This is a genomic window from Burkholderia sp. BE12, assembly GCF_002959955.1.
GTDB lineage: Bacteria > Pseudomonadota > Gammaproteobacteria > Burkholderiales > Burkholderiaceae > Burkholderia.
On the sequence record NZ_PREY01000010.1, the window covers coordinates 21,880 to 45,177 of the forward strand.

The 23,298-nt window shown below is 67.6% G+C and carries 20 protein-coding genes; 10 read left to right on the forward strand and 10 right to left on the reverse strand.

The genetic code is table 11. From position 1 onward, the window contains the following. Both glcE and glcD read right to left on the reverse strand, forming a co-directional pair. Positions 1–1,077: a glycolate oxidase subunit GlcE gene (gene glcE / locus C4B30_RS12980; RefSeq protein WP_027781779.1), complete on the reverse strand. Its 1,077-nt coding sequence runs from the start codon at positions 1,075–1,077 to the stop codon at positions 1–3. Then, positions 1,077–2,576, reverse strand: a complete 1,500-nt coding sequence (gene glcD, locus C4B30_RS12985) for a glycolate oxidase subunit GlcD (RefSeq protein WP_027781778.1) — start codon at positions 2,574–2,576, stop codon at positions 1,077–1,079. Before glcD ends, glcE begins: the two co-directional genes overlap by 1 nt. A gap of 223 nt (positions 2,577–2,799) precedes the next feature. Between glcD and glcC the strand changes: the two genes are divergently transcribed. From glcC to C4B30_RS13005, 4 genes are all read left to right on the forward strand, one after another. Continuing rightward, a complete protein-coding gene (gene glcC, locus C4B30_RS12990) occupies positions 2,800–3,570 on the forward strand; it encodes a transcriptional regulator GlcC (RefSeq protein WP_027781777.1) in 771 nt (256 codons plus the stop codon). A gap of 196 nt (positions 3,571–3,766) precedes the next feature. Next, on the forward strand, positions 3,767–5,269 hold the full coding sequence (locus C4B30_RS12995; RefSeq protein WP_105132583.1) for a nitronate monooxygenase: 1,503 nt from the start codon (positions 3,767–3,769) through the stop codon (positions 5,267–5,269). Between the two features lie 35 nt (positions 5,270–5,304). Continuing rightward, positions 5,305–6,747, forward strand: coding sequence for a DEAD/DEAH box helicase (locus C4B30_RS13000; RefSeq protein ID WP_105132584.1), 1,443 nt, complete (start codon positions 5,305–5,307; stop codon positions 6,745–6,747). A 174-nt stretch (positions 6,748–6,921) separates the two neighbouring features. Beyond that, positions 6,922–7,305: an ATP-dependent protease gene (locus C4B30_RS13005; RefSeq protein WP_105132655.1), complete on the forward strand. Its 384-nt coding sequence runs from the start codon at positions 6,922–6,924 to the stop codon at positions 7,303–7,305. 79 nt (positions 7,306–7,384) lie between these two features. Here C4B30_RS13005 and C4B30_RS13010 read toward each other — a convergent pair whose 3' ends face one another. After that, entirely contained in the window at positions 7,385–8,326 is a 942-nt protein-coding gene (locus C4B30_RS13010) for a LysR substrate-binding domain-containing protein (RefSeq protein ID WP_105132585.1), read from the reverse strand. A gap of 82 nt (positions 8,327–8,408) precedes the next feature. Between C4B30_RS13010 and C4B30_RS13015 the strand changes: the two genes are divergently transcribed. Further along, a complete protein-coding gene (locus C4B30_RS13015) occupies positions 8,409–8,807 on the forward strand; it encodes a nuclear transport factor 2 family protein (protein WP_199779068.1) in 399 nt (132 codons plus the stop codon). A gap of 190 nt (positions 8,808–8,997) precedes the next feature. On the opposite strand, the gene C4B30_RS13020 is transcribed toward C4B30_RS13015, so the two are convergent. The 5 genes from C4B30_RS13020 to C4B30_RS13040 form a co-directional block, all read right to left on the reverse strand. After that, entirely contained in the window at positions 8,998–9,849 is an 852-nt protein-coding gene (locus C4B30_RS13020; RefSeq protein WP_027781771.1) for a carbohydrate ABC transporter permease, read from the reverse strand. 21 nt (positions 9,850–9,870) lie between these two features. Further along, complete coding sequence (locus C4B30_RS13025) at positions 9,871–10,815, reverse strand: carbohydrate ABC transporter permease (RefSeq protein ID WP_105132586.1); 945 nt, start codon at positions 10,813–10,815, stop codon at positions 9,871–9,873. A gap of 54 nt (positions 10,816–10,869) precedes the next feature. Continuing rightward, entirely contained in the window at positions 10,870–12,129 is a 1,260-nt protein-coding gene (locus tag C4B30_RS13030; protein WP_027781769.1) for an ABC transporter substrate-binding protein, read from the reverse strand. Between the two features lie 61 nt (positions 12,130–12,190). After that, positions 12,191–14,182: a beta-galactosidase gene (locus C4B30_RS13035; protein ID WP_105132587.1), complete on the reverse strand. Its 1,992-nt coding sequence runs from the start codon at positions 14,180–14,182 to the stop codon at positions 12,191–12,193. Positions 14,183–14,190: 8 nt separating this feature from the next. Beyond that, on the reverse strand, positions 14,191–15,348 hold the full coding sequence (locus tag C4B30_RS13040) for an ABC transporter ATP-binding protein (protein ID WP_089500834.1): 1,158 nt from the start codon (positions 15,346–15,348) through the stop codon (positions 14,191–14,193). Positions 15,349–15,537: 189 nt separating this feature from the next. Between C4B30_RS13040 and C4B30_RS13045 the strand changes: the two genes are divergently transcribed. Continuing rightward, complete coding sequence (locus C4B30_RS13045; RefSeq protein ID WP_105132588.1) at positions 15,538–16,572, forward strand: LacI family DNA-binding transcriptional regulator; 1,035 nt, start codon at positions 15,538–15,540, stop codon at positions 16,570–16,572. 108 nt (positions 16,573–16,680) lie between these two features. On the opposite strand, the gene C4B30_RS13050 is transcribed toward C4B30_RS13045, so the two are convergent. After that, positions 16,681–17,322, reverse strand: coding sequence for a GntR family transcriptional regulator (locus tag C4B30_RS13050; RefSeq protein WP_199779069.1), 642 nt, complete (start codon positions 17,320–17,322; stop codon positions 16,681–16,683). A gap of 130 nt (positions 17,323–17,452) precedes the next feature. Here C4B30_RS13050 and C4B30_RS13055 point away from each other — a divergent pair, with 130 nt between their 5' ends. Then, positions 17,453–17,929, forward strand: a complete 477-nt coding sequence (locus C4B30_RS13055) for an OsmC family protein (RefSeq protein WP_105132590.1) — start codon at positions 17,453–17,455, stop codon at positions 17,927–17,929. Positions 17,930–17,947: 18 nt separating this feature from the next. Here the strand turns inward: C4B30_RS13055 and C4B30_RS13060 are convergent, their stop codons facing one another. Then, the gene (locus tag C4B30_RS13060; RefSeq protein ID WP_027781763.1) at positions 17,948–18,898 is read right to left on the reverse strand and encodes a LysR family transcriptional regulator; all 951 of its coding nucleotides are present in this window, start codon (positions 18,896–18,898) and stop codon (positions 17,948–17,950) included. A gap of 114 nt (positions 18,899–19,012) precedes the next feature. Between C4B30_RS13060 and C4B30_RS13065 the strand changes: the two genes are divergently transcribed. The 3 genes from C4B30_RS13065 to C4B30_RS13075 all read left to right on the forward strand — a co-directional run bounded on the left by C4B30_RS13065 (position 19,013) and on the right by C4B30_RS13075 (position 23,284). After that, a complete protein-coding gene (locus tag C4B30_RS13065; protein ID WP_027781762.1) occupies positions 19,013–20,764 on the forward strand; it encodes an IlvD/Edd family dehydratase in 1,752 nt (583 codons plus the stop codon). A gap of 182 nt (positions 20,765–20,946) precedes the next feature. Continuing rightward, positions 20,947–22,305 (forward strand): MFS transporter, encoded by a 1,359-nt coding sequence (locus C4B30_RS13070; RefSeq protein WP_105132591.1) that lies wholly within the window; start codon positions 20,947–20,949, stop codon positions 22,303–22,305. A gap of 49 nt (positions 22,306–22,354) precedes the next feature. Further along, positions 22,355–23,284, forward strand: coding sequence for a dihydrodipicolinate synthase family protein (locus C4B30_RS13075; protein ID WP_027781760.1), 930 nt, complete (start codon positions 22,355–22,357; stop codon positions 23,282–23,284). Positions 23,285–23,298: the final 14 nt, after the last annotated feature.

Sequence of the window (23,298 nt, forward strand, 5' to 3'; positions counted from 1 at the left end):
TCAGAAATCGGCGTAGAGCCGGCCGGGATTGAAAATCGCGTGCGGGTCGAGCTGCGCCTTGAGCTGCCGATGCACGCGCAACAGCGCAGGCGGCAGCGGCTGGAACGGCTCCCGTGTCGTGCCCGGCGTGAGGCAGGTCGCATGGCCGCCGCACTGCGCGGCGATGCGCTGCACGTCGGCCGGCGCGGCGTCGGTCTTCAGCCAGCGCTGTGCGCCGCCCCAGTCGACGAGTTGCGCGCCGGGCCATGCGTCGAGCGGCGCGGCGGCCGGCACCGACACGCGCCAGAGCGGGCGCGGATCGTCGAAGAACGGCAGCGACAGGTCGCGCAGACGTGCCCAGAACGCGTCGTCGCGCTCGTCCATCCGTTCGCCGCCGATCGTGTCGCGCGCGGCCTTCACCGAGCCTTCTCCGCCTTCGATCCGCACGCGCAGCACGCCATCCCCGTGGCACGCACCCGCGAGCGGCAGCCCCGCGCGACGCCACGCGGCGACGCGCTGCACGGCTTCGCTCGCCGTGAGCGTCAACGCGAGATCGCCAGTCGAGCGCGGCTTCGGCAGCACCTTCAGCGACACCTCGGTCACGACGCCAAGGCAGCCGAAACTGCCCGCGAGCAGCCGCGACACGTCGTAGCCCGCAACGTTCTTCATCACCACGCCGCCGAAGCGCAGATGTTTCGCATGGCCGGTGATCACGCGGCAGCCGAGCACGAAGTCGCGCACCGCACCGGCCCAAGGCCGGCGCGGGCCCGACAGCGCCGCCGCGAACATGCCGCCGACCGTCGCCGCGCCGCCGAACGACGGCGGCTCGCACGGCAGCATCTGGCCGGCCGCGTCGAGCATCGCGTCGAGATCGGCGAGCGGCGTGCCCGCGCGCGCGGTGATGACGAGCTCGGTCGGGTCGTACGACACGACGCCGCGATGTGTGCGCACGTCGAGCGTCCGGCCTTCGACCGGGCGGCCGACGAACGCCTTCGTACCGGCGCCGCGGATGTGCAGCGGCTGGCGATCGTGGATCGCGGCGTCGACCTGTGCGACGAGCGCCGCGCTGTCGTCGATCGATTCGATGTCGCGTCGCATCAGAAGCGCTCCAGTTCGGGAAACGGCAGCTTGCCGTGATGAACGTGCATCGCGCCGAATTCGGCGCAGCGGTGCAGCGTCGGGATGTTCTTGCCGGGATTGAGCAGGCGCTGCGGATCGAACGCGGCCTTCACAGCGTGGAAGAACGTGATTTCGTCGGCGTTGAACTGCACGCACATCTGGTTGATCTTCTCGCGCCCGACGCCGTGCTCGCCGGTGATGCTGCCGCCCGCCGCGACGCACAGCTCGAGGATCCTGCCGCCGAGCGCTTCCGCGCGGTCGAGTTCGCCGGGCCGGTTCGCATCGAACAGGATCAGCGGATGCATGTTGCCGTCGCCCGCGTGGAACACGTTCGCGACCGGCAGCCCGTATTCGGCGGACAGCGCGGCGATCCCTTCGAGCACGCGCGGCAGTTCGCGGCGCGGGATCGTGCCGTCCATGCAGTAGTAGTCGGCCGACATCCGGCCGACCGCCGGGAACGCATTCTTGCGGCCGGCCCAGAAGCGCTGGCGCTCGGCCTCGTCGCGCGCGACGCGAATCTCGCTCGCGCCCGCGTCGCGCAGCAGCGCGGCGACGCGGTCGGCGTCCTCGTCGACGTCGCTCGCCGCACCGTCGAGTTCGCACAGCAGGATTGCCTGCGCGTCGACCGGATAGCCCGCGTGGATGAAATCCTCGGCCGCGCGGATCGCGAGGTTGTCCATCATCTCGAGGCCGCCGGGGATCACGCCCGCGCCGATGATCCGCGCGACCGCGGCGCCCGCCTCGGCGACGTCGTCGAAGCTCGCCATCAGCACCTTCACGCTCGGCGGCTTGGGCAGCAGCTTCACGGTCACTTCGGTCACGATGCCGAGCATCCCTTCGGAGCCGGTGAACAGCGCGAGCAGGTCGAAGCCCGGTGCATCGAGCGCGTCGGCGCCGAGCATGAGCGTGTCGCCGTCGATCGTCAGGATCTCGACCTTCAGGATGTTGTGGACCGTGAGCCCGTATTTCAGGCAGTGCACGCCGCCCGCGTTCTCGGCGACGTTGCCGCCGATCGAGCACGCGATCTGCGACGACGGATCGGGCGCGTAGTAGAGGCCGTATGGCGCGGCGGCCTGCGAGATTGCGAGGTTGCGCACGCCGGGCTGCACGCGCGCGATGCCGGCATCGGGGTCGATGTCGAGAATCCGGTTGAACTTCGCCATCACCAGCAGGATGCCTTTTTCGAGCGGCATCGCGCCGCCCGACAGCCCGGTGCCCGCGCCGCGCGCGACGACCGGCACGCCGTGCGCGGCCGCGACGCGCAGCACCGCGCGCACCTGCTCGACCGTATCGGGCAGCACGACCGCGAGCGGCACCGTGCGGTACGCGGCCAGCCCGTCGCATTCGAACGGCTTGAGCGCCTCGCGTTCGTGCAGCACGTCGAGGCCGGGCGCCGCCGCGTGCAGCGCGGCGACGAGCGTGGCGCGGTCGACGGTCGCCAGCGGGCCGTCGATCCGTTCGTCGTAGATGAAACTCATCGTGTGTCTCCGTCTCCACCATGCAGGCGGCCGCGCGACGCGCGGCACGCCGGATGGCACGCATTCTTGGCGGGGCGCGCGGGCCTGTCCAGACGTCGCGAAGGTGGTCGTACCAGTTTTTTCGATGCTGCTGATCACGCATGCTCGGAGGTTCGATAAAACCTAGTCTCCACAAGGCTTTGTGCGAAAATCGACGGCATCCATCCAAAGTGGTCATACCAGTATGGAAATGCAGAATCGAGAGGGGCCGGCGCGGCGCGTGGCCGACGTCGTCGCCGAGCGGATCGAGCAGTTGATCGTCGACGGCGTGCTGAAGGCCGGTCAGGCGCTGCCGTCCGAGCGGCGGCTGACCGAAAAGCTCGGCGTGTCGCGCACGGCCGTGCGCGAAGGCATGAAGCTACTGCACGCGCGCGGGATCATCGACACCGCGCACGGCAAGGGTTCGTTCGTCGCGAGCCTGACCCCGCAGCGCGCGATCACGCCGATGATGCATCTGCTCGGCTCGCAGCCGCGCACGCTGTACGACCTGTTCGAGGTGCGCGGGATGCTCGAGGCCGAGGCCGCCCGGCTCGCGGCGCTGCGTGGCACGCCGGCCGATTTCATCCTGATCCGGCGCCGCTACGAGGAAATGACGGCGGCCGACGCGCAGGATCTCGACCCCGCCGCGCGCGCGAAGCTCGACCACGCGTTTCATCTCGCGATCTGCGAGGCCTCGCACAACCCCGTGCTCGTCAATACGCTGCAGTCGCTGACCGATCTGCTGCTCAGTTCGGTGTTCGCGTCGGTGAACAACCTCTATCACCGCGAACCGCTGAAGAAGCAGATCGATCGCCAGCATGCGCGGCTCTACAACGCGGTCACGGGGCGGCTGCCCGATCAGGCGCGCAAGGCCGCGAGCGAACATATCCGTCAGTGCGTAGACTATCTGCGCGAGATCGAGCAGGAGGAACAGCGGCTCGTGCGTTCGACGTTGCGGCTCGAAGGGTGGACGTGAGCGGGCGGCAGTTCGCTTGCACGTTGACGTAAGTCATGCAGATTGCGCCGAAGATGCGGCGCCACGATCGAATATATCGCAATGTGATCTATTGGAACGGATGGCTTGTCATCGCTCGTGCATGTGAATGCAACACGCGCCGTGTACCGTCGAGCGTGATACGTCACCGGTCCCGATTCTGACAGGAGGATGCTGCATGTCGATTCCGACGCGTGGCGACGGGCACGACGCCCGCGCCGTCCAGATTCTGCATCGCCCCATCTGCGACCTGCTCGGTTGCACGTGGCCGATCGTCCTCGCGGGTATGGGCGGGGTCGCGCGTGCGGAGCTTGCGAGCGCCGTGAGCGCGGCCGGCGGCTTCGGTTTTCTCGGCATGGTGCGCGAGCCGGTCGCGCTGATGCGCAGCGAGGTTCAGCAAGTACGCGCGGCGACGGATCGCCCGTTCGGCATCAACCTGATTCCCGCGTCGACGCCGCTCGATCTGCTCGATGCCCAGCTCGACGCATGCATCGAGCTGCGTGTGCCCGTCGTCGCGCTGTTCTGGGACGTGATGCCGGCCGTCGTGCGGCGCCTGCGCGACGCAGGCGTGTGCGTGGTGCATCAGGTCGGCTCGCTCGACGATGCGCGCGCGGCCGAGGCGGCCGGCGCGCAGGCGCTGATCGTGCAGGGACGGGAGGCGGGCGGCCACGTACGCGGCGACCGGCCGCTTGCCGCGTTGCTGCCGGACGTGATCGGCGCAGCGAACGTGCCGGTACTGGCGGCGGGCGGGATCGTCGACGGTGCGGGCGTGGCGGCCGCGATGGCGCTCGGCGCGCAGGGCGCGGTGATCGGCACGGCCTTCATCGCGACGCACGAATCGTTCGCGCATGCGTATCACAAGCAGCGCATCGTCGAGGCGCGCGAAGGCGATACGCTGCTGACCGACATCTTCCACATCAACTGGCCGCGCGGCGCGATGGTGCGCGTGCTGCCGTCGAGCGTGACGCGCGGCGAACGCGGCGATCCGTTCGGCGACGCGCGCACCGTGATCGGCGACGAGGAAGGGCGGCCGATCTACCTGTTCAGCACCGATTCGCCGCTGCGCACGATGACCGGCGATTTCGAGGCGATGGCGCTGTATGCGGGCACGGGTGCGGGGCGAATCGATGCGATCGAGATGGCCGGCGACGTGCTGCATCGGATCGTCGCCGGTGCGGCCGCGATGCTCGACAAAGGCGGCACGGCGCCGTCGGCCGCTGCTGTCGACGAACGCGAACATGAACGCCGCGCCGCGTTGCTGGCTGCGCTCGACGAATTGCTGGAAGCCGAGCGCGCGGGCGCGCGCGTCGCGTCCGAGACGGCGGCCGAGGTGACCGACGATCCCGAACTGCATCGGCTGATCGCCCATATCCGCCAGGACGAGGCGCATTGGTGCAGTGTGCTCGTCGATGCGATCCGCTCGCTCGGCGCGGTCCCGACGCGGGCGACCGGCGCGTTTTACGAGAAGGCGATGGCGATCGACGATCTCGCGGAGCGCATGGCGTTCCTGAATCGCGGCCAGCGCTGGGTCGTGCGCAAGCTGCAGACCTTGCTGCCGACGCTCGCCGATCGGGATATGCATCATGCGCTGTCGCTGATGCTGGTGGCGCACGAGAAGAATATCGGGACGGTGGATGGGCGGTTGCGCGGCGGCGCGGATGGGGCGCAACCGGCGCGCTAGCCGCTAGAATTGCGGTTTTCGTCCGGAATACGTCCATGTCTTTTGCCTCGCTTGGCCTGATCGAGCCGTTGCTGCGTAATGTGCAGGGCCTCAATTACCAGACACCCACGCCGGTGCAGGCCAAGGCGATTCCCGCCGTGCTCGGCGGCAAGGACGTCATGGCCGCGGCGCAGACCGGCACCGGCAAGACGGCCGGCTTCGCGCTGCCGCTGTTGCAACGGCTAGTGCAACACGGCCCGGCGGTGTCCAGCAACCGCGCGCGCGTGCTGGTGCTGGTGCCCACGCGAGAACTGGCCGAACAGGTGCTGCAAAGCTTCGTCGAGTACGGCAAAGGGCTCGATCTGCGATTTCTGGCCGCCTACGGCGGGGTGAGCATCAATCCTCAGATGATGAAGCTGCGCAAGGGCGTGGACGTGCTCGTTGCCACGCCGGGCCGTTTGCTCGACCTCAATCGCCAGAACGCCGTGCAGTTCGATCAGGTGCAGACGCTGGTGCTCGATGAAGCCGACCGCATGCTGGATCTCGGCTTTGCGCGCGAACTCGATGCGGTCTTTGCCGCGTTGCCTACCAAGCGGCAGACGCTGCTGTTCTCGGCCACGTTCTCCGATGAAATCCGCACGATGGCGGCGGGCATCCTGCGCAGCCCGATCGATATCAGCGTCAGCGCGCCCAACGCCACCGCGAGCAAGATCAAGCAATGGGTGGTGCCGGTCGACAAGCGGAACAAGCCCGATCTCTTCCTTCACCTGGTGGCCCGGAACAAGTGGGAGCACGCGCTGGTATTCGTCAAGACCCGCAATGGCGTCGATTATCTGGCGGTCATGCTGGAGAAAGCGGGCTATGCGGTCGATACGATCCACGGCGACAAGCCGCAACCCGCGCGTATGCGCGCGCTGGAGCGTTTCAAGGCAGGTGAAGTGCAGATGCTGGTCGCCACCGATGTGGCGGCGCGCGGGCTGGATATCGACGATTTGCCGCTGGTGATCAACGTCGATCTGCCGATCGTCGCGCAAGACTACGTGCACCGTATCGGGCGCACCGGCCGCGCGGGCGCCAGCGGTGTGGCGGTGTCGCTCGTGTGCGCCGATGAAGCGCCGCAACTGGCCGCGATCGAGGCACTGATCCGGCAGACGCTGCGGCGGGAAGAAGAGCCGGGTTTCGAAGCCGAACACCGCGTGCCGGAAACCAGCGCGACGGGTCAGATCATCAAGAAGCCGAAAAAGCCGAAGAAGCCCAAGGTGCAGCAAGCCGTGCCGGTCGCCAAACAAGGGCCGGGCAAGAAGCCGCATACGCAAGGTGGCGAAGGCAAGCGCAAGGCTGCGGCGCCGCATGCGGCGGCCACGGGTGCCGGTAAGGGCCCGGACTACACCATCGGTAGCCCGTTCAGCGCGCAGAAGCCGCGTGGCAAGCCGGCTGCGGGGAAGGCTGCCGGCAAATCCGCCGGCGGTCGCGGCAAACCCGGCAAACCGTCGAGATAGACTGAATCCTTCCGGTTCAACGTACCCGATACGATTGAACCGTCCGACGAGTGAACGAATACGGGCGGTTCGGAACAGCGCTGCCGTTTTCTCGTCAACGACCTAATGAAACCGCCCGCGATAGAGGTTTCGCGGCGCGACCGACGATATGCGATGACTGAAGTGAGAGCTGGAATGACGACGACATTCGACGAGACGACAACGGCGGCGATCGCCGCGTTTGCCCAACTGGATTTCTACACCGCTGTGCAGGCAATGCGCGCCGAGGCTGATTACGACCATGAACGAGACAAGTGGATCTCGCGCTATATCGACGAGCACGGCGGCGGCGCGGACGATGCAGAATACGACGCCTTGCACGCGCGGGCAGAGGCCACCCCGGAATACGCGGAGTTCATCGATGGGGTCCGGCGCGAAATCCTGGAATACTTCGAGGTGACCGACGATCAGCTGGACTGCATGGTCGTGCTGCGCCATGACGATAGCGATGCGCTCTGGGCGGAAGTCAATCGGCAGCGCAGCGCGCTGGGAACCGGTGAAGTGCGCGGAGATCTCTGACCAGGCCCGTCATTCGTCGGTAGGTTGGGTGCGCCATTTGAACGTCGGCTCCGCAACAGGTATCGGACACACCTGTCACTCAATCTTCTCGCGCAAGTCGTAGCAAGATATCGGCGAGGGTCCGAATTTTCGGTTGTGCCGCACGTTGGGGCGGATAGACGAGGAAGTAGGAAAGGCCGTCTTCCGCCACATCCTCGAACGGTGTCACGAGCGATCCGGCACGGAGTCGGTCTCTCGCCATTCGCGGGTCGCCGATTGCAATTCCGTGTCCTTCCATCGATGCCGCGAGCGTCAATTCGAGGGTATCGAATACGAGCCCACGTCCCGCATCGATCTGGCGTGCCCCAACGTGATCGAGCCAGCATCGCCACTCTGCGCGGCTGGGCCCGGGATGGAGCAAATCGACATGCGCAAGGTCGGCTACGGATCGCAGCGATGTCGCCAATGCCGGCGCGCACATCGGCGTGAGCCTCTCGGGAAACAGCCGTACTGCTTCCATACCGGTCCACTGTCCCGTGCCTCGCACGATGATGGCGTCGACGTCGGATGTCGTGAAATCCGGCGTGTCGTCCGCGGATGTGGAAATACGCAGCTCCGTCCCGCTCATCGCGCGATGAATGTCCGGCAGCCGCGGGAGCAACCAGCGAACGGCGAACGTGGACGGCAACTTCAATGTGAGCACCGAGGTCGCCCGTGCATGGGAATCCGCGTGCTGGGCCAATTGCGTGAGCACGTTGACCGCGACCATCAGCAGTGCATTGCCTTCTGGCGTCAACGTCAGCCCCGATACATGGCGCACAAACAGTGCGCATCGATAATGCGTTTCCAACTGCTGTATCTGGCGGCTCACCGCACCTTGCGTGCGGCATAGATGATCCGCGGCCTTGCTGACGCTACCCAGCTGCGCCGCCGCGACGAACGACTGAATCGCGGCCAGCGGCGGCAGCGGCCGCGTCAGGTCAGCCAGCGGATATGCATGCGCCGCATACCCGGGTTGCAAATTTTTCGATTGTCCGGTCATCGGTGCCTCGCTATCGTGCGTCTGCCGGATGCCCTGTTCTTGCGAATGAACGGAGTTGTCAACGAATGATCGGAGGATAATTTTGGGCTCAACGTCGGAATCACTCTACACGGAACAGGTTCGCGCTTACCTTCGGGAGCTGGAGCGAGGCGATGTCGGCGCGATCTGCGCGCTATTTACGCCGGACGCGCAGATTTTCTCGCCATTTCTTGGCTGGATGCATCCGGGGCCCTTCTTTTCGAAGGTCGCTGCCGCATCGGGAGAAAGCAAGATTACACCGATCGACATCTGCGTCAGCACGAGTGGGGCTCGACGTGCGACAGGTTACTTCATCTACGACTGGGGCCTGAAAGACGGTTCGGTGGCGCGCTTCGAGTGCGTCGACGTGTTCGAGTTCGACGCCGCGGGGCTCATCGAACGGATGATCATCGTCTACGACACCCATCCCATTCGCAGTACCGTCGGCGACAAGTACGCGTAGCCGAATCGCTGTCGTTCGATACCGAAGGCTGGCGTTTGCTGAGGGCGGCTGCGCATGACGCCAAACTTCCGCGCACGCCCAGGCTTGCCAACCGACATCCACCCAACCCCGCGAAGCATGAAAAAAGCCCGCCGAAGCGGGCAACCTCACGATGCGGAGGGGGAGATACGATGACGCAGCCGGCGCGCGTTCAGCCTTTCGTCGCGCCGAACGTGAGCCCCGCGACGAAATGCTTCTGCATCGCGAAGAACATCGCGACCGACGGCAGCGCGGCGAGAATCGACCCGGCCGATACGAGGTTCCACGACGTCGTCCATTGCCCCTTCAGCGCCGCGACACCCGCCGTGATCGGCGCCGCCTCGTCGCCTTGCGTGAGACACAGCGCCCAGAAGTAATCGTTCCACACGAACGTGAACACGAGAATCGCGAGCGCGGCCAGCGCCGGCCGGATCAGCGGCAGCACGATTCGCCAGAACACCGTCCATTCGCCCGCGCCTTCGATGCGCGCGGCCTCGATCAGCTCGAACGGCAACTGCTTGATGAAGTTGCGCAGGAACAGCGTGCAGAAGCCGGTCTGGAACGCGACATGGAACAGGATCAGCGCTTCGACGGTATTGAACACGCCGAGCCGCAGCGACAGGTCGCGCACCGGAATCATCAGCACCTGCACCGGCACGAAGTTGCCGGCGACGAACGTGCCGAACAGCGCGGTATTGCCGCGAAACCGGTAGGTCGCGAGCGCGAAGCCGGCCATTGCCGCCAGCGCGATCGAGCCGATGACAGAGGGCACGGTGATCTGCACGCTGTTCCAGAAGTAATGCAGCATCGGTGACGTGGTCAGCGCGTCGCGATAGTTCTCAATCATCGCGAAGCGGCGCGGCCAGCCCCAGTAGTGACCTTCGACGAGTTCCTCGGTCGAGCGCACCGACGTGACGAACACCGCGATCATCGGCAGCAGCCAGACGAGCAGCGCGACGGGTAGCGACAGCTTGTACAGCCGGCGCGATACCGGCTTCCAGTGGGCAACGGGTGTCGGAAACATGATGAATGAACTCCCGAAAGGTCACTGCTCGTTGCGCAGCATGCGGCGCAACTGGAACACGATGTAGACGAGCATGATCGCGAACAGCACGACCGCGATCGACGCGGAATAGCCGAGCCGGTAGTACTTGATCGCCTGGTCGTACATGTAATACGCGAGCACGGTCGAGCTTTCGAACGGGCCGCCGCCCGTCATCACCGAGATCAGGTCGAAGCTGCGCAGCGCGCCGATCACCGTGACGACGATCGCCATGAAGGTGGTCGGCCGCAGTTGCGGCAGCACGACGTGCCACAGCAGCGCGAAGCCGCGTGCGCCTTCCATTCGCGCGGCCTCGATCTGTTCCGGATTGACCGACGTGAGGCCGGTCAGGTACAGGATCATGCAGTACGCCGTTTGCGGCCACAGCGCGGCGAACACGATGCCGAACGTCGCATAGCGCGCGTCGCCGAGCACCGGGATGCCATGCCCGGCGAGCAGCGCAAGCAACCCGAAGGTCGGATCGTAGAACCACGAGAAGATCAGCCCGACGACCACGCCCGACAGCACGAACGGCGCGAAGAACAGCGACTTCACGAGCCGGATGCCGCCGACCGCCTGGTTCAGGTACAGCGCGAGCGCGAGGCCGAGCGGCGGCGCGAGCATGAACAGCACGAGCCAGATCACGTTGTTGCGCAGCGCCGTGTAGAACGTCGGCGCGTGCAGCAGCTCCGCGTAGTTCGCGAGACCGACGAAGGTGCGCTCGGTCATCCCGTCCCAGTTGTACAGGCTCAGCCACAGCGTCGACAGGATCGGCCAGATCACATAGACGGCAACCATCGCGCAGGCCGGCGCGAGAAAGAGCCACGCGGCGCGCCGTTGCCGCCGCACGGCGGGCGACGGGCGGCGCGCGGGCAGCACGGTGGCGGACGGGCCGCGCGGCGGCGGCGCGGTGCCGGCGGGCGGGGGGGACGCGATCGGACTGGACACGGCAAGCCTCCTGAACGGACACGGCGGCGCGCGGCCGCCGGTGGGGTCACGCGGTCACTTCTTGTAGATCCGCTTGCGGGTCTGTTCGAGCTGCGCGAGCACCGTATCGAGCTGCGCGGGATTCGCGAGGAACTGCTGCATGCCCTTCATCCCTTCGTCGGCCATTTCCTTGGTCATGTCGCGATCGTAGAACTGCGCGACGCCGCCCTTCGTGTCGGCGAGGATCCGGAAGCCGATGCGCGAGATCGGATCGGCCGGCTCCGGCGACTTGCTGTTGGCCGACAGCGAGCCGAGCCCTTCGGCGAGCTTCGCGCCCATCTCGGGCGTTTCGACGAATGCGAGGAACGTGTGCGCGTCGGCCTTGTTCTTCGCCTTGGCCGGGATGTGCAGCGATTCGACCGGGCCGTCCTCCGCGGTCGGCACCTTCGGGTCGATGATCGGGAAACGGTAGTAGCCCATTTCCTGCTTCACGTTCGGCGGGAAACCCGCCGCGATGAAGGTGCCCATCAGCATCATCGCGGCCTTGCCCTGGAACAGGAACGGCTGCGCGCCGTCGAGATCGTAGGACAGTGCGTTGTCGATGAAGTAGCCAGAATCGATCAGCGACTTCCACGTCGTGTAGACCTTCTTCACGCGCGGGTCGGTGTACGACACGTCGCCGGCCATCAGTTGCTGGTGGAACGCATTGCCGTTCAGCCGCAGGTCGAGATAGTCGAACCAGCCGGCGAGCGTCCATGCGTCGCGGCCGCCGATCGCGACCGGCGTGATGCCGGCGGCCTTCAGCTTCTTGCACGCATCGAGAAACTGGTCCCACGTCTTCGGTTCGTCGGCGATGCCGACCTTGCGGAACAGGTCCTTGCGGTAGAACAGCCCCCACGAGTAGTAGACGGTCGGCGCCGCGTACTGCTTGCCGTTGTACGACGATGCGCTGCGCGTCGACGCATACATCGCGTCCCAGCCGTTCTTCGCCCAGTCGCCGCTCAGGTCCTCGAACAGCCCGCGCTTCGCGTAGTACGCCATCCGCTCGCCCGCGTGCCAGTTCACGACGTCCGGCGCGACGGTCGTGAGCCAGGCGGGGAGCTGCACCTTGTACGCTTCCTCGTCGACGAAAGTCGGCTTCACGTCGATGTCGGGATGGGCCTTGTGGAACGCTTCGATCGTCGACTGCCACACGGCGCGCTGGCTCGCGCCCTTGAACGCGATGTTGATCGTCAGCGTGCCGGCATCGGCGGGCGCCGTCATGCCGAGCGATGCGAAGGCGACGGCGGCGGCCGTGGCGAGCCGGGCGGCGGCGCGAAGGGGGCGATGTGTCATGGTGTCTCCAGTCCTGTGTGTCGTTGTGCGTGACCGGCGCGTCGCGGCGCCGGTGGAGGGGTTACGAACGGCTTCGATACACGGCGACGCCTTGCGGCTCGACCTGCGCGGCGCCGACCACGAACGCGGACGGCGGCACCGCGTCGATCGTGTGCGGTGTGCTCGCGTAGTTGAACACGTAGGTCAGGCCGCCGCGCCGGCTCACGCGTACGCCGTCGGCGAGCGGCGTCGGCGCGAGGCCCGCTTCGGCCGCGACGTCGGCGAACAGGCGCACGGTGGTCGCATCGTCGAACAGCGCGGCCCAGTAGTGCAGCGTACCGTGCGAGATGCAGGCCGGATGACCGTCGGCGAAGCGCGCGTGCACGACGCTGCGCGTGTCGTCCTGCAGCTCGACGAGATCGCGCCAGTGACGCGCTTCGCCCGCGAGCGGAGCGCCGTCGCGCAACGTGCCGTCGATCCGTTCGGTCACGTTCGGCCGCAGCGATTCGGCGCGCCACACACGCACCGGCAGGATCGACGCGAGCGGGCCGGGCGGCAGCGCCGGCGGGATCTGCAGGTCGGCGGTCTTGGAGCCGGTGCGCGGCCCGAACACCGCATGCGCACCCGACGCGGCGAGCCGCGACGCGAAATCGTCCGGCACGATCGGCAGCGGCGGCACGACGACGAGGCGGTAGCCGTCGAGCGGCGCGTGTGCCGACACGATGTCGACGTCGAGGCCGAGCGAGCGCAGCGCCGAGTAGTACTCGAACGCGAAACGCGGGTAGTGGAAATCGGCGCCCTGCGGCTGCACTTCGAGCAGCCACTTCGCCTCGTAGTCGAAGATCAGCGCGACCGGTGCGCGCACCGGGCCGTCTGCGTCCGCGTCCGCGCCGGCGTCGTGCACGGCCGCGATCTCGCGCGCGACGCGCTGCGCTTCACGGCCGCCTTCGTCGAGCTTGTCGTCGGGGGTGTGCAGGCCCGCGTGCATCTGTTCCTGCGCGAACGGCGCCTGCCGCCAGCGGAAGTACGACACGCAGCCGGCGCCGTGCGCGAACGCTTCCCAGCTCCACAGCCGCACCATGCCCGGCAGCGGCGCGGGGTTCCAGTGCGCCCAGTTCACGGGGCCCGGCTGCTGTTCCATCACCCAGAACGGCAGCTTCGACATGCCGCGGTACAGGTCGTGATTGAGCGACGCGAAATCGGGATGGCCGGTGCGCAGCCAGCGCGCCTTCACGTCGGGCGCGAACCACAGCTCCTCGAGCGCGCCGAGCGGGTAGCTGTCCCACGTCGCGACGTCGAGGTCGCGCGCGACTTCGTAGTGATCGAACTCGGTGAACAGCTGCATGAAGTTGTGCGCGACCGGCCGGCCCGGCGAGTGCGCACGGATCACGTCGACCTGCATCCGGTGATAGCGCGCGAGCTCGTCGGACGCGAAGCGCCGGTAGTCGAGGCGATGCGACGGATGGGCTTCGGTCACGGTGCCCACGGGCGCATCCACTTCGTCGAAATGACGATACTCCATGCTCCAGAACACGGTGCCCCACGCGCGGTTCAGCGCGTCGATCGTGCCGTAGCGCGTCTGCAGCCACGCACGGAAGCGCACGAGCGCGGCCGGCGAGTAGCTGACGACGGTCTGGTGGCAGCCCAGCTCGTTGTCGGTCTGCCAGTAGCGCACGGCCGGGTGGCGGCCGTAGCGTTCGGCGACCGCCGTGCAGATCTGGCGCGACGCTTCGAGATAGGTCGGCGACGAGAAATCGTAGTGGCGGCGCGAACCGAACGCGCGCGGCCGGCCGTCGGCACCGATCGCGAGGATGTCGGGATGGCGGTCGACCAGCCATTTCGGCGGCGTGGCGGTCGGCGTGCACATCACGATCTCGAGGCCGGCCGCGCCGAGCACGTCGACCGCACGGTCGAGCCAGCCCCAGTCGTATTCGCCCGGCGACGGCTCGATGCGGCTCCACGCGAATTCGGCGATCCGCACCTGCGCGATGCCGAGCGCTTTCATCCGGCGGGCGTCGTCGGCCCACATCGATTCCGGCCAGTGTTCCGGGTAGTAGCAGACTCCGAGGCGCATGCCGATCCTTATGCGTAGTGGTGAACGTGGACGTCGGCGCACGCGGGCACCGCGCGGCCGTCTTCGGTGAACAGATGGCAGGCCGCGGCCGGCGCGTGCACGTGCACGCGTTCGCCGCTGTGCACCTGCGCGTCGCCCGGCACCTTCGCGATCAGCGGCGTCGCGTCGGGCTGGCCGCACGGATCGAGGTGCACGTAGGTCTGCTCGCCCAGGCGTTCGACGAGCGCGACGTCGCGCGCGAGCGTCGTCGCGTCGGGCGCGGCGCCGAGCGTCAGGTGTTCGGGGCGGATGCCGAGCGTCACGGCGGCGCCGGCGCCGAGCGCCGAGCCGTCGCGCGGCAGCACGAAGATTTCGCCGGACGGCACGAGCGAGACGGTCGTGCGATGCGCGTCGCACGCGGTCACGACGGCCGGCAGGAAGTTCATGCGCGGCGAGCCGATGAAGCCCGCGACGAAGCGGCTGGCGGGGTGATGGTAGAGGTCGAGCGGCGCGCCGACCTGCGCGATGCTGCCGTGCTGCGCGGTATCCGCGCCGGCGTGCAGCAGCACGATCTTGTCGGCGAGCGTCATCGCCTCGGTCTGGTCGTGCGTCACGTAGACGACGCTCGCGCGTTCGAACTGCCGGTGCAGCCGCGCGATCTCGATGCGGGTCTGGCCGCGCAGCGCCGCGTCGAGATTCGACAGCGGTTCGTCGAACAGGAACACGCCGGGCTCGCGCACGATCGCGCGGCCGATCGCGACGCGCTGCCGCTGGCCGCCCGACAGCGCCTTCGGCTTGCGTTCGAGCAGCGTGTCGAGCTGCAGGATCCGCGCGGCATCGCGCACCTTCCGGTCGATCTCGGCCTTCGGCACGCGCGCGATCTTCAGCCCGAACGCCATGTTCTCGTACACCGTCATGTGCGGAAACAGCGCGTAGCTCTGGAACACCATCGCGACGCCGCGCTCGGCGGCCGGCACGTCGTCGACCCGGCGGCCATCGATCGACAGCTCGCCCGCGCTCAGATCCTCGAGCCCGGCGATCATGCGCAGCAGCGTCGATTTCCCGCATCCGGACGGCCCGAGAAACACGCAGAACTCGTGCGCGCCGATCTCCAGATCGACGTCGCGAATGACCGGCGCGTGCTCGCCATAGGCTTTTTGCACGCGTCGCATCGAGATGCTCGCCATTGTCTCCGCTCCATGTTTTAATGCGCCATACTGCGTGATTAAGCGCTTAATCACCGCGATCAAAAAAAGAAGCGATGCGATCGCGGCCGAGTCGCACCCGTCGGTCGGGCGGCAAGGTGTGCGGCGATAGTGCGCCGCTTCGGTGAGCGAAGCAAATACTGGATCGACGTCTCATATAGTGAGCAAGCGATGGCAACACTGGATGAAGTGGCGCGCCGCGCCGGCGTGACGGCCGCGACGGTATCGAATGTGCTGCGCGACCGCGGCCGGGTCGGCGACGCGACGCGGGCCCGGGTGCTCGAAGCGGTCGACGCGCTCGGGTACCGGCCGCATCTCGCCGCGCGGGCGCTGGCGGAAGGGCGTGCGCCGACGATCGCGCTGATGGTGTCGAGCATCGCGAACCCGTTCTATCCGGAGTTCGCGCTGGCGGTCGAGCGTGCGGTGCGCCGCAACGGGCAGTTCCTGATCGTCTGCAATACGAACGAGGATCCGCTGCAGGGGCGCGCGTATCTCGACCAGATCGCCGGCACGATTTCCGAGGGCATTCTCGTGACCAACGCGAACCTGCACCTGCCCGATCTGCTCGACGTCGCGCGGCGCGGCGTGCCGGTCGTGCTGTGCCTGTGGGAGCGGCCCGACGCGCCGCCCGACGGATTGCCATGCGTGGCCATCGATTTGCGCGAAGCGGGGCGGATCGCGACGCGGCATCTGCTCGAACTCGGACACGAGCGCATCGGTGTGATCGTCGGCGGGGCGGCGAGCGGCGTGCAGGCGGCGCGCTATGACGGCTTCGTCGACGTGATGCGCGAAGCGGGGCTCGACGCGTCGATCGTCGCGGCCGATCACGATTCGATCGAGGGCGGCGTGCGCGCGGCGGGCCGGCTGCTCGACGCGCATCCGCGGCTGACCGCGCTGGTCGCCACCAACGACCTGCCGGCGATCGGCGCCATGCACGCGGCAGCCGATCGCGGCAGGCGCGTGCCCGACGATCTGTCGATCGTCGGCATCACCGACATCCATCTCGCCCGCGACACGCGGCCCACGCTGACGACCGTCGCGATCCCCACCGCCGAAGCGGCCGGAATCGCGGTCGAATTGCTCAACGCGCTGCGCGAGGCGGGAGGCCATTTCGACGATGCGTCGCGCGTGCGGACGGCGTCGCTGCCGCGGCTGGTGGTGCGCGGGACGACCGGCCGCGTGCCGAGCGCGCGCGCGCCGCGGTAAAGATCGCGCGGGGCGGCGCCGAGTGCTTCGGGTTATTCGCCGACGCACTCGGCGCGGCCCCGCGCGCAGCCGCGTGCGATGTGGAAGCCGGCAAGTGCGGCGCCGGCCTCAGCCGCCTTCGACGCGCCGCATGACGATGCGTCTGGCCGATTCGAGATGGGCGACCGTCATCGAACGGGCGACGCGCGCATTGCGCTCGCGACACGCGTTCAGGATAGCGTCGTGCTCGACCTGGAACGACGGCGTATCCGCGAGCAGCGTGGCCTGCAGGCGCTCGTAGCGCTCGACCTGGCCGCGCAGTTCGGCGATCGACTTCAACTGCCGCGCGTTGCCGCAGCACGAATACAGCAGCGCGTGGAATTCGCGGTTCAGCTCACCTTGCCGGCGCGGCGTGGTTGCGTCGCCGAGCAGCCGATGCACGAGTTCGGCGCGCGCGAGCGTTTCGTCGTCGAGCCGCTTCACGCTGCGGTAGATCGCATCGCCTTCGAGCAGTACGCGCAAGTCGTAGATTTCCTGCACGTCCGACGCGCTCAGCATGCGCACGACGGCGCCGCGATTCCTGAAGATATCGAGCAGCCCTTCGCGTTCCAGGCGCTGGATGGCTTCGCGCATCGGAATCCGGCTGACGCCGAACCGATCGGCCAGATCGCGCTCGACGAGCCGCTCGCCGGCCGCCAGCTCGCCGTTGATGATCATGTCGCGCAGCGATGCGGCGACCGCGTCCGCCGTGGAGTCGAGTCTGGTTTCCATGCCTGCCTGTTCCGTCATTTTGGAATAATGGTATACCAAATGGAAATCCGGTGCCACAATGGCAGCCACCGGCGGGCGTCACGCAACGGCGCTCGGGCCGGTCGAGACACGGACATCAACGGAGGGCGAGATGGCATCGGGCGAACACACGTATCGCGTCGCGGTGGAGTGGACGGGTAACCGGGGAACCGGCACGTCGGGATATCGCGAATATGGGCGGGAACATGTGATCCGGGCGGGGGCCAAGCCGGATATTCCCGGTTCGTCGGACCCGGCGTTCCGCGGCGACGCGGCGCGCTGGAACCCCGAGGATCTGCTGCTCGCCTCGGCGTCGGCATGCCACAAGCTCTGGTATCTGCACCTGTGTTCCGAGGCCGGCATTCGCGTGCTGGCCTACGTCGACCACGCGGAAGGCACGATGCTCGACGGCGCCGAAGCGGGGCGCTTCACCGAAATCGTGCTGCGTCCGCAGGTGACGATCCGGGCCGGCGACGATCGTGAGCGGGCGGCGCATCTGCATCACGACGCGCATGCGAAATGCTATATCGCGAATTCGGTCAACTTCCCGATTCGCTGTGAGCCGGTGATCGAGTTTGCAGCGGAGTAAGAAACCGCGGCTGCGTCGTCACAGCACCACGTCGTACACCCCCCGCGCGGCCGCCCGAATCGCATCGACCATCACCGTGACGGCCGGCGAATGCAGCCGGTCGGTGCGCGTGATGATCCCGAAATCGTCCATCCGGCAATCCATCTCCAGCGGCAGCACCGTGACGATCCCGTGTCGTGCGTAGTAGCGCGCGACGTCCTCGGCCAGCACCGCGATCATGTCGCTCTGTTCGAGCAACTGCGTGATGAACAGCAGCGCGGACGTCTCGACCAGGTTCGCCGGCGGCGCGAGGCTTGCGCGCTGGAACACGAGTTCGAAGCGATGGCGCAGCACGCTGCCGGCCGGCGGCACGACCCACGCCGCGCGCTGCACGTCCGCGAGCGACAGCGGCGCATGCGCGAGCAGCGGATGGCCGGGCCGCACGACCGCCGCCACCGTTTCGCCGATCAGCGGCTCGTAGCGCAGGCGCAGCTTGTCGTGCTCGGCGGACAGCCGGCCGAGCACGATGTCGATCTTTTCCTGCGCGAGGTGTTCGAGCAGCACGTTGCTGGTATCGATCTCGACCGATACGTGCAGGCCCGCATGCGTGCCTTTCACGGCGGCGACGGCAGGCGGCACGAGCCGCAGGGCCGGCGACGTGATCGCACCGACCGCCACGTGGCCGAGATGCCCGGCCTTCAACGCGGCCAGCTCCTCGCGCGCCTGGTCGAGGCTGCCGAGCGCCGCGCGCGCGTGGCGGATCAGCGCGTCGCCGTACAGAGTCGGCCGCATCCCGCGCGGCAGGCGCTCGAACAGCACCGCGCCGATCGATTCCTCGAGTTCGCGCAGCAGCTTCGACGCAGCCGGCTGCGTCATGTTCAGCGCGGCCGCCGCGCGGTGAATGCTGCCTTCGTCGGCGAGCGCGACGAGCAGCAGCAACTGGCGCGTCTTCAGGCGGGCGCGGTTTCCCCATGGACTGGCTTCGGGCATCGTACGGGTTTATATCGATATCGGAATGGATATCGTAATCGCCTAAATCGTCATTAGCCAGTTATCAAAATTCTGCCTAGACTGCGCCGGTATCCCGTCACCACAGGACTGACGATGTCGGCAACAAAACCCAGGCTGCGCTCTGCCCAATGGTTCGGCACGAACGACAAGAACGGCTTCATGTACCGGAGCTGGATGAAGAACCAAGGCATTCCCGATCACGAATTCGACGGCCGGCCGATCATCGGCATCTGCAACACGTGGTCCGAACTGACGCCGTGCAACGCGCACTTCCGCAAGCTCGCCGAGCACGTGAAGCGCGGGATCTCCGAGGCGGGCGGCTTCCCGGTCGAGTTCCCGGTGTTCTCGAACGGCGAATCGAACCTGCGGCCGTCGGCGATGCTCACGCGCAACCTCGCGTCGATGGACGTCGAGGAAGCGATCCGCGGTAACCCGATCGACGCGGTCGTGCTGCTCGCCGGCTGCGACAAGACGACGCCCGCGCTGCTGATGGGCGCGGCAAGCTGCGACGTGCCGGCGATCGTCGTGTCGGGCGGCCCGATGCTGAACGGCAAGCTCGAAGGCAAGAACATCGGCTCGGGCACGGCCGTGTGGCAGTTGCACGAAGCGTTGAAGGCCGGCGAGATCGACGTGCATCACTTCCTGTCGGCCGAAGCCGGCATGTCGCGCTCGGCCGGCACCTGCAACACGATGGGCACCGCATCGACGATGGCGTGCATGGCCGAGGCGCTCGGCGTCGCGCTGCCGCACAACGCGGCGATTCCGGCCGTCGATTCGCGCCGCTACGTGCTCGCGCACATGTCGGGCATCCGGATCGTCGAGATGGCGCTCGAAGGGCTCGTGCTGTCGAAGATCCTGACGCGCGCGGCGTTCGAGAACGCGATCCGCGCGAACGCGGCGATCGGCGGCTCGACGAATGCCGTGATTCACCTGAAGGCGATCGCCGGCCGCATCGGCGTGCCGCTCGAACTGGAAGACTGGATGCGCATCGGCCGCGACACGCCGACGATCGTCGACCTGATGCCGTCGGGGCGCTTCCTGATGGAGGAGTTCTATTACGCGGGCGGGTTGCCGGCCGTGCTGCGCCGGCTCGGCGAAGGCGGGCTGCTGCCGCACCCGGATGCGCTGACGGTCAACGGCAAGTCGCTGTGGGACAACGTGCGCGAAGCGCCGAACTACGACGAAGAGGTGATTCGCCCGCTCGACCGGCCGCTGATCGCGGACGGCGGGATCTGCATCCTGCGCGGCAATCTCGCGCCGCGCGGCGCGGTGCTGAAACCGTCGGCGGCGAGCCCCGAACTGCTCAAGCATCGCGGCCGCGCAGTGGTGTTCGAGAATCTCGACCACTACAAGGCGACGATCAACGACGAAGCGCTCGACATCGACGCCAGCTCGGTGATGGTGCTGAAGAACTGCGGGCCGCGCGGTTATCCGGGCATGGCCGAGGTCGGCAACATGGGGCTGCCGCCGAAGTTGCTGCGCCAGGGCGTGAAGGACATGGTGCGGATTTCCGACGCGCGGATGAGCGGCACCGCGTACGGCACGGTCGTGCTGCACGTCGCGCCGGAAGCCGCGGCCGGCGGGCCGCTCGCGGCCGTGCGCAACGGCGACTGGATCGAGCTCGACTGCGAGGCCGGCACGCTGCATCTCGACATTACGGACGAAGAGCTGCAGCGCCGCCTGTCGGACGTCGATCCGACCGCGGCACCGGGCGTGGCCGGCCAGCTCGGCAAGGGCGGCTACGCACGGCTGTACATCGATCACGTGCTGCAGGCCGACGAGGGGTGCGACCTCGACTTCCTGGTCGGCATGCGCGGCGCGGACGTGCCGAGTCATTCGCATTGAGCGGCGGGCGGTAATGGGCGGTTGTGCAGAGACACGGCCCGCGTAAGCGCTGAAGCGCCAACGTGGATCGACCGCGAAGCATGGGACCCACGTAAGCGCTGAAGCGCCAACGTGGGATCGACCGCGGTGCATGGGACCCACGTAAGCGCTAAAGCGCTAACGTGGGATCGACAGGAGACAAGATGACGACGCAGTACACGAGCGCGCACGCCGCGGCGGAACAGTCCGATTCGACGGCAGCCGTCGACGAACGGCAACTGACCCGCCTGCTCACGCGCAAGCTGGTGCCGTTCCTCGCGCTGATCTACGTGGTCGCCTACGTCGACCGTACCGTCGTCGGCTTCGCGAAGCTTCACATGAACGCGGCGATCGGCCTCGGCGACGCCGCGTACGGGCTCGGCGCGGGACTGTTCTTCATCGGCTACTTCCCGTGCGAGGTGCCGAGCAACCTCGCACTCGGCCGCTTCGGCGCACGCGTGTGGTTCGCGCGCATCCTCGCGACCTGGGGCGCGATCACGATGGCCATGGCGCTCGTACAGGGGCCGACCAGCTTCTACGTGCTGCGCTTCCTGCTCGGCGCGGCCGAAGCCGGCCTCTATCCCGGCATCCTGTACTTCCTCACGCAATGGTTCCCGATGCGCGACCGCGCGCGCGTGATCGGCCTGCTCGTGCTCGCGCAACCGCTCGCCGGTATCGTGACCGGGCCGCTCGCCGGATGGCTGCTGTCGACGCACGGATGGTTCGGCCTGTCGGACTGGCAGACGCTGTTCGTCGTCAGCGGCTTGCCGGCCGTGCTGCTCGCGTGGCCGACGCTGCGGCTGTTGCCCGAGTCGCCCGCGCATGCGCGCTGGCTGAACGACGGCCAACGCCGCTGGATCGCCCGGCAACTCGCCGCCGATCGCGACACCTATCGCCCCGATTCGCACGGCAATCCGCTCGCCACGTTGCGCGACCGCCGCGTGCTGCTGCTCGCCGCGCTGTTCCTGCCGTTCCCGCTGTGCATCTACGGATTGTCGTTGTGGCTGCCGACGATCATTCACGCGTTCGGTACCGGCGATGCGACGACCGGTCTGCTGTCCGCCGTGCCATACCTGTTCGCGGTGGTCGGCCTGCTCGTCGTGCCGCGCCACTCGGACCGCAAGCGCGAGCGCTACTGGCACATCGTCGTCGTGTCGGCGGCGGCCGCCGTGACGATGGCCGCGAGCGCGTGGGTACGGCAGCCCGCGCTGCAATTCATGTTCATCTGCCTCACCGCGTTTTCGCTCTATTCGATCCAGGCCGTCGTGTGGGCGCTGCCCGGCGAATTCCTGACCGGCACGAGCGCCGCGGTCGGCATCGCCGCGATCAATTCGCTCGCGAATCTCGGCGGCTACTTCGGGCCGTACGGGATCGGCCTGATCAAGGCATCGACCGGCAGTCTCGCGGCCGGCCTGTATTTCCTCGCGGCGACGCTGCTGTTCGCCGTGCTGATGACGTTCGTGGTCCGGGCCGCGCTGCGCGCGCCCGAGCCGGCCGCCGGCACATTCGCCGGCGAATCCTGAACGCCTTGTTTTCCGGCTGAACGCCGATTCGACTGACGCAGGACCCACCATGACATCGAGCAGCACGCCGCGCTATCGCGGCATTTTCCCGGTCGTCCCGACGACCTTTGCCGAGACCGGCGAGCTCGACCTCGCGAGCCAGAAGCGCGCGGTCGATTTCATGATCGACGCCGGCTCGGACGGGCTGTGCATCCTCGCGAATTTCTCCGAGCAGTTCGCGATCACCGACGACGAACGCGACGTACTCACGCGCACGATCCTCGAACACGTCGCGGGCCGTGTGCCGGTGATCGTCACGACGTCGCACTACAGCACGCAGGTGTGTGCCGCGCGCAGCCTGCGCGCGCAGCAGCTCGGCGCGGCGATGGTGATGGCGATGCCGCCGTATCATGGCGCGACGTTCCGTGTGCCGGAAGCGCAAATCTTCGATTTCTTTGCGCGCGTGTCGGATGCGATCGACATCCCGATCATGATCCAGGACGCGCCCGCGAGCGGCACCGCGCTGTCCGCGCCGTTCCTCGCGCGGATGGCGCGCGAGATCGAGCAGGTCGCGTACTTCAAGATCGAGACGCCCGGCGCCGCGAACAAGCTGCGCGAGCTGATCCGGCTCGGCGGCGACGCGATCGAGGGGCCGTGGGACGGCGAGGAGGCGATCACGCTGCTCGCCGATCTCCATGCGGGCGCGACCGGCGCGATGACGGGCGGCGGCTTTCCGGACGGCATCCGGCCGATCCTCGAAGCGTTCCGCGAAGGCCGGCACGACGATGCGTTCGCGCATTACCAGACGTGGCTGCCGCTGATCAATCACGAGAACCGCCAGTCCGGGATCCTCACCGCGAAGGCGCTGATGCGCGCCGGCGGCGTGATCGCGTGCGAGCGGCCGCGGCATCCGATGCCGGAACTGCACCCGGACACGCGCGCGGAATTGCTCGCGATCGCGCGCCGGCTCGATCCGCTCGTGCTGCGCTGGGCGCACTGAACGAGTGGCGAAGG

Bases quoted from the DNA above. Each gene is read 5' to 3' on its own strand.
- glcE (WP_027781779.1), bottom strand. From the start codon at position 1,077: ATGCGACGCGACATCGAATCGATCGACGACAGCGCGGCGCTCGTCGCA.
- glcD (WP_027781778.1), bottom strand. From the start codon at position 2,576: ATGAGTTTCATCTACGACGAACGGATCGACGGCCCGCTGGCGACCGTC.
- glcC (WP_027781777.1), top strand. From the start codon at position 2,800: ATGGAAATGCAGAATCGAGAGGGGCCGGCGCGGCGCGTGGCCGACGTC.
- C4B30_RS12995 (WP_105132583.1), top strand. From the start codon at position 3,767: ATGTCGATTCCGACGCGTGGCGACGGGCACGACGCCCGCGCCGTCCAG.
- C4B30_RS13000 (WP_105132584.1), top strand. From the start codon at position 5,305: ATGTCTTTTGCCTCGCTTGGCCTGATCGAGCCGTTGCTGCGTAATGTG.
- C4B30_RS13005 (WP_105132655.1), top strand. From the start codon at position 6,922: ATGACGACGACATTCGACGAGACGACAACGGCGGCGATCGCCGCGTTT.
- C4B30_RS13010 (WP_105132585.1), bottom strand. From the start codon at position 8,326: ATGACCGGACAATCGAAAAATTTGCAACCCGGGTATGCGGCGCATGCA.
- C4B30_RS13020 (WP_027781771.1), bottom strand. From the start codon at position 9,849: ATGTTTCCGACACCCGTTGCCCACTGGAAGCCGGTATCGCGCCGGCTG.
- C4B30_RS13030 (WP_027781769.1), bottom strand. From the start codon at position 12,129: ATGACACATCGCCCCCTTCGCGCCGCCGCCCGGCTCGCCACGGCCGCC.
- C4B30_RS13035 (WP_105132587.1), bottom strand. From the start codon at position 14,182: ATGCGCCTCGGAGTCTGCTACTACCCGGAACACTGGCCGGAATCGATG.
- C4B30_RS13040 (WP_089500834.1), bottom strand. From the start codon at position 15,348: ATGGCGAGCATCTCGATGCGACGCGTGCAAAAAGCCTATGGCGAGCAC.
- C4B30_RS13045 (WP_105132588.1), top strand. From the start codon at position 15,538: ATGGCAACACTGGATGAAGTGGCGCGCCGCGCCGGCGTGACGGCCGCG.
- C4B30_RS13050 (WP_199779069.1), bottom strand. From the start codon at position 17,322: ATGGAAACCAGACTCGACTCCACGGCGGACGCGGTCGCCGCATCGCTG.
- C4B30_RS13055 (WP_105132590.1), top strand. From the start codon at position 17,453: ATGGCATCGGGCGAACACACGTATCGCGTCGCGGTGGAGTGGACGGGT.
- C4B30_RS13060 (WP_027781763.1), bottom strand. From the start codon at position 18,898: ATGCCCGAAGCCAGTCCATGGGGAAACCGCGCCCGCCTGAAGACGCGC.
- C4B30_RS13065 (WP_027781762.1), top strand. From the start codon at position 19,013: ATGTCGGCAACAAAACCCAGGCTGCGCTCTGCCCAATGGTTCGGCACG.
- C4B30_RS13070 (WP_105132591.1), top strand. From the start codon at position 20,947: ATGACGACGCAGTACACGAGCGCGCACGCCGCGGCGGAACAGTCCGAT.
- C4B30_RS13075 (WP_027781760.1), top strand. From the start codon at position 22,355: ATGACATCGAGCAGCACGCCGCGCTATCGCGGCATTTTCCCGGTCGTC.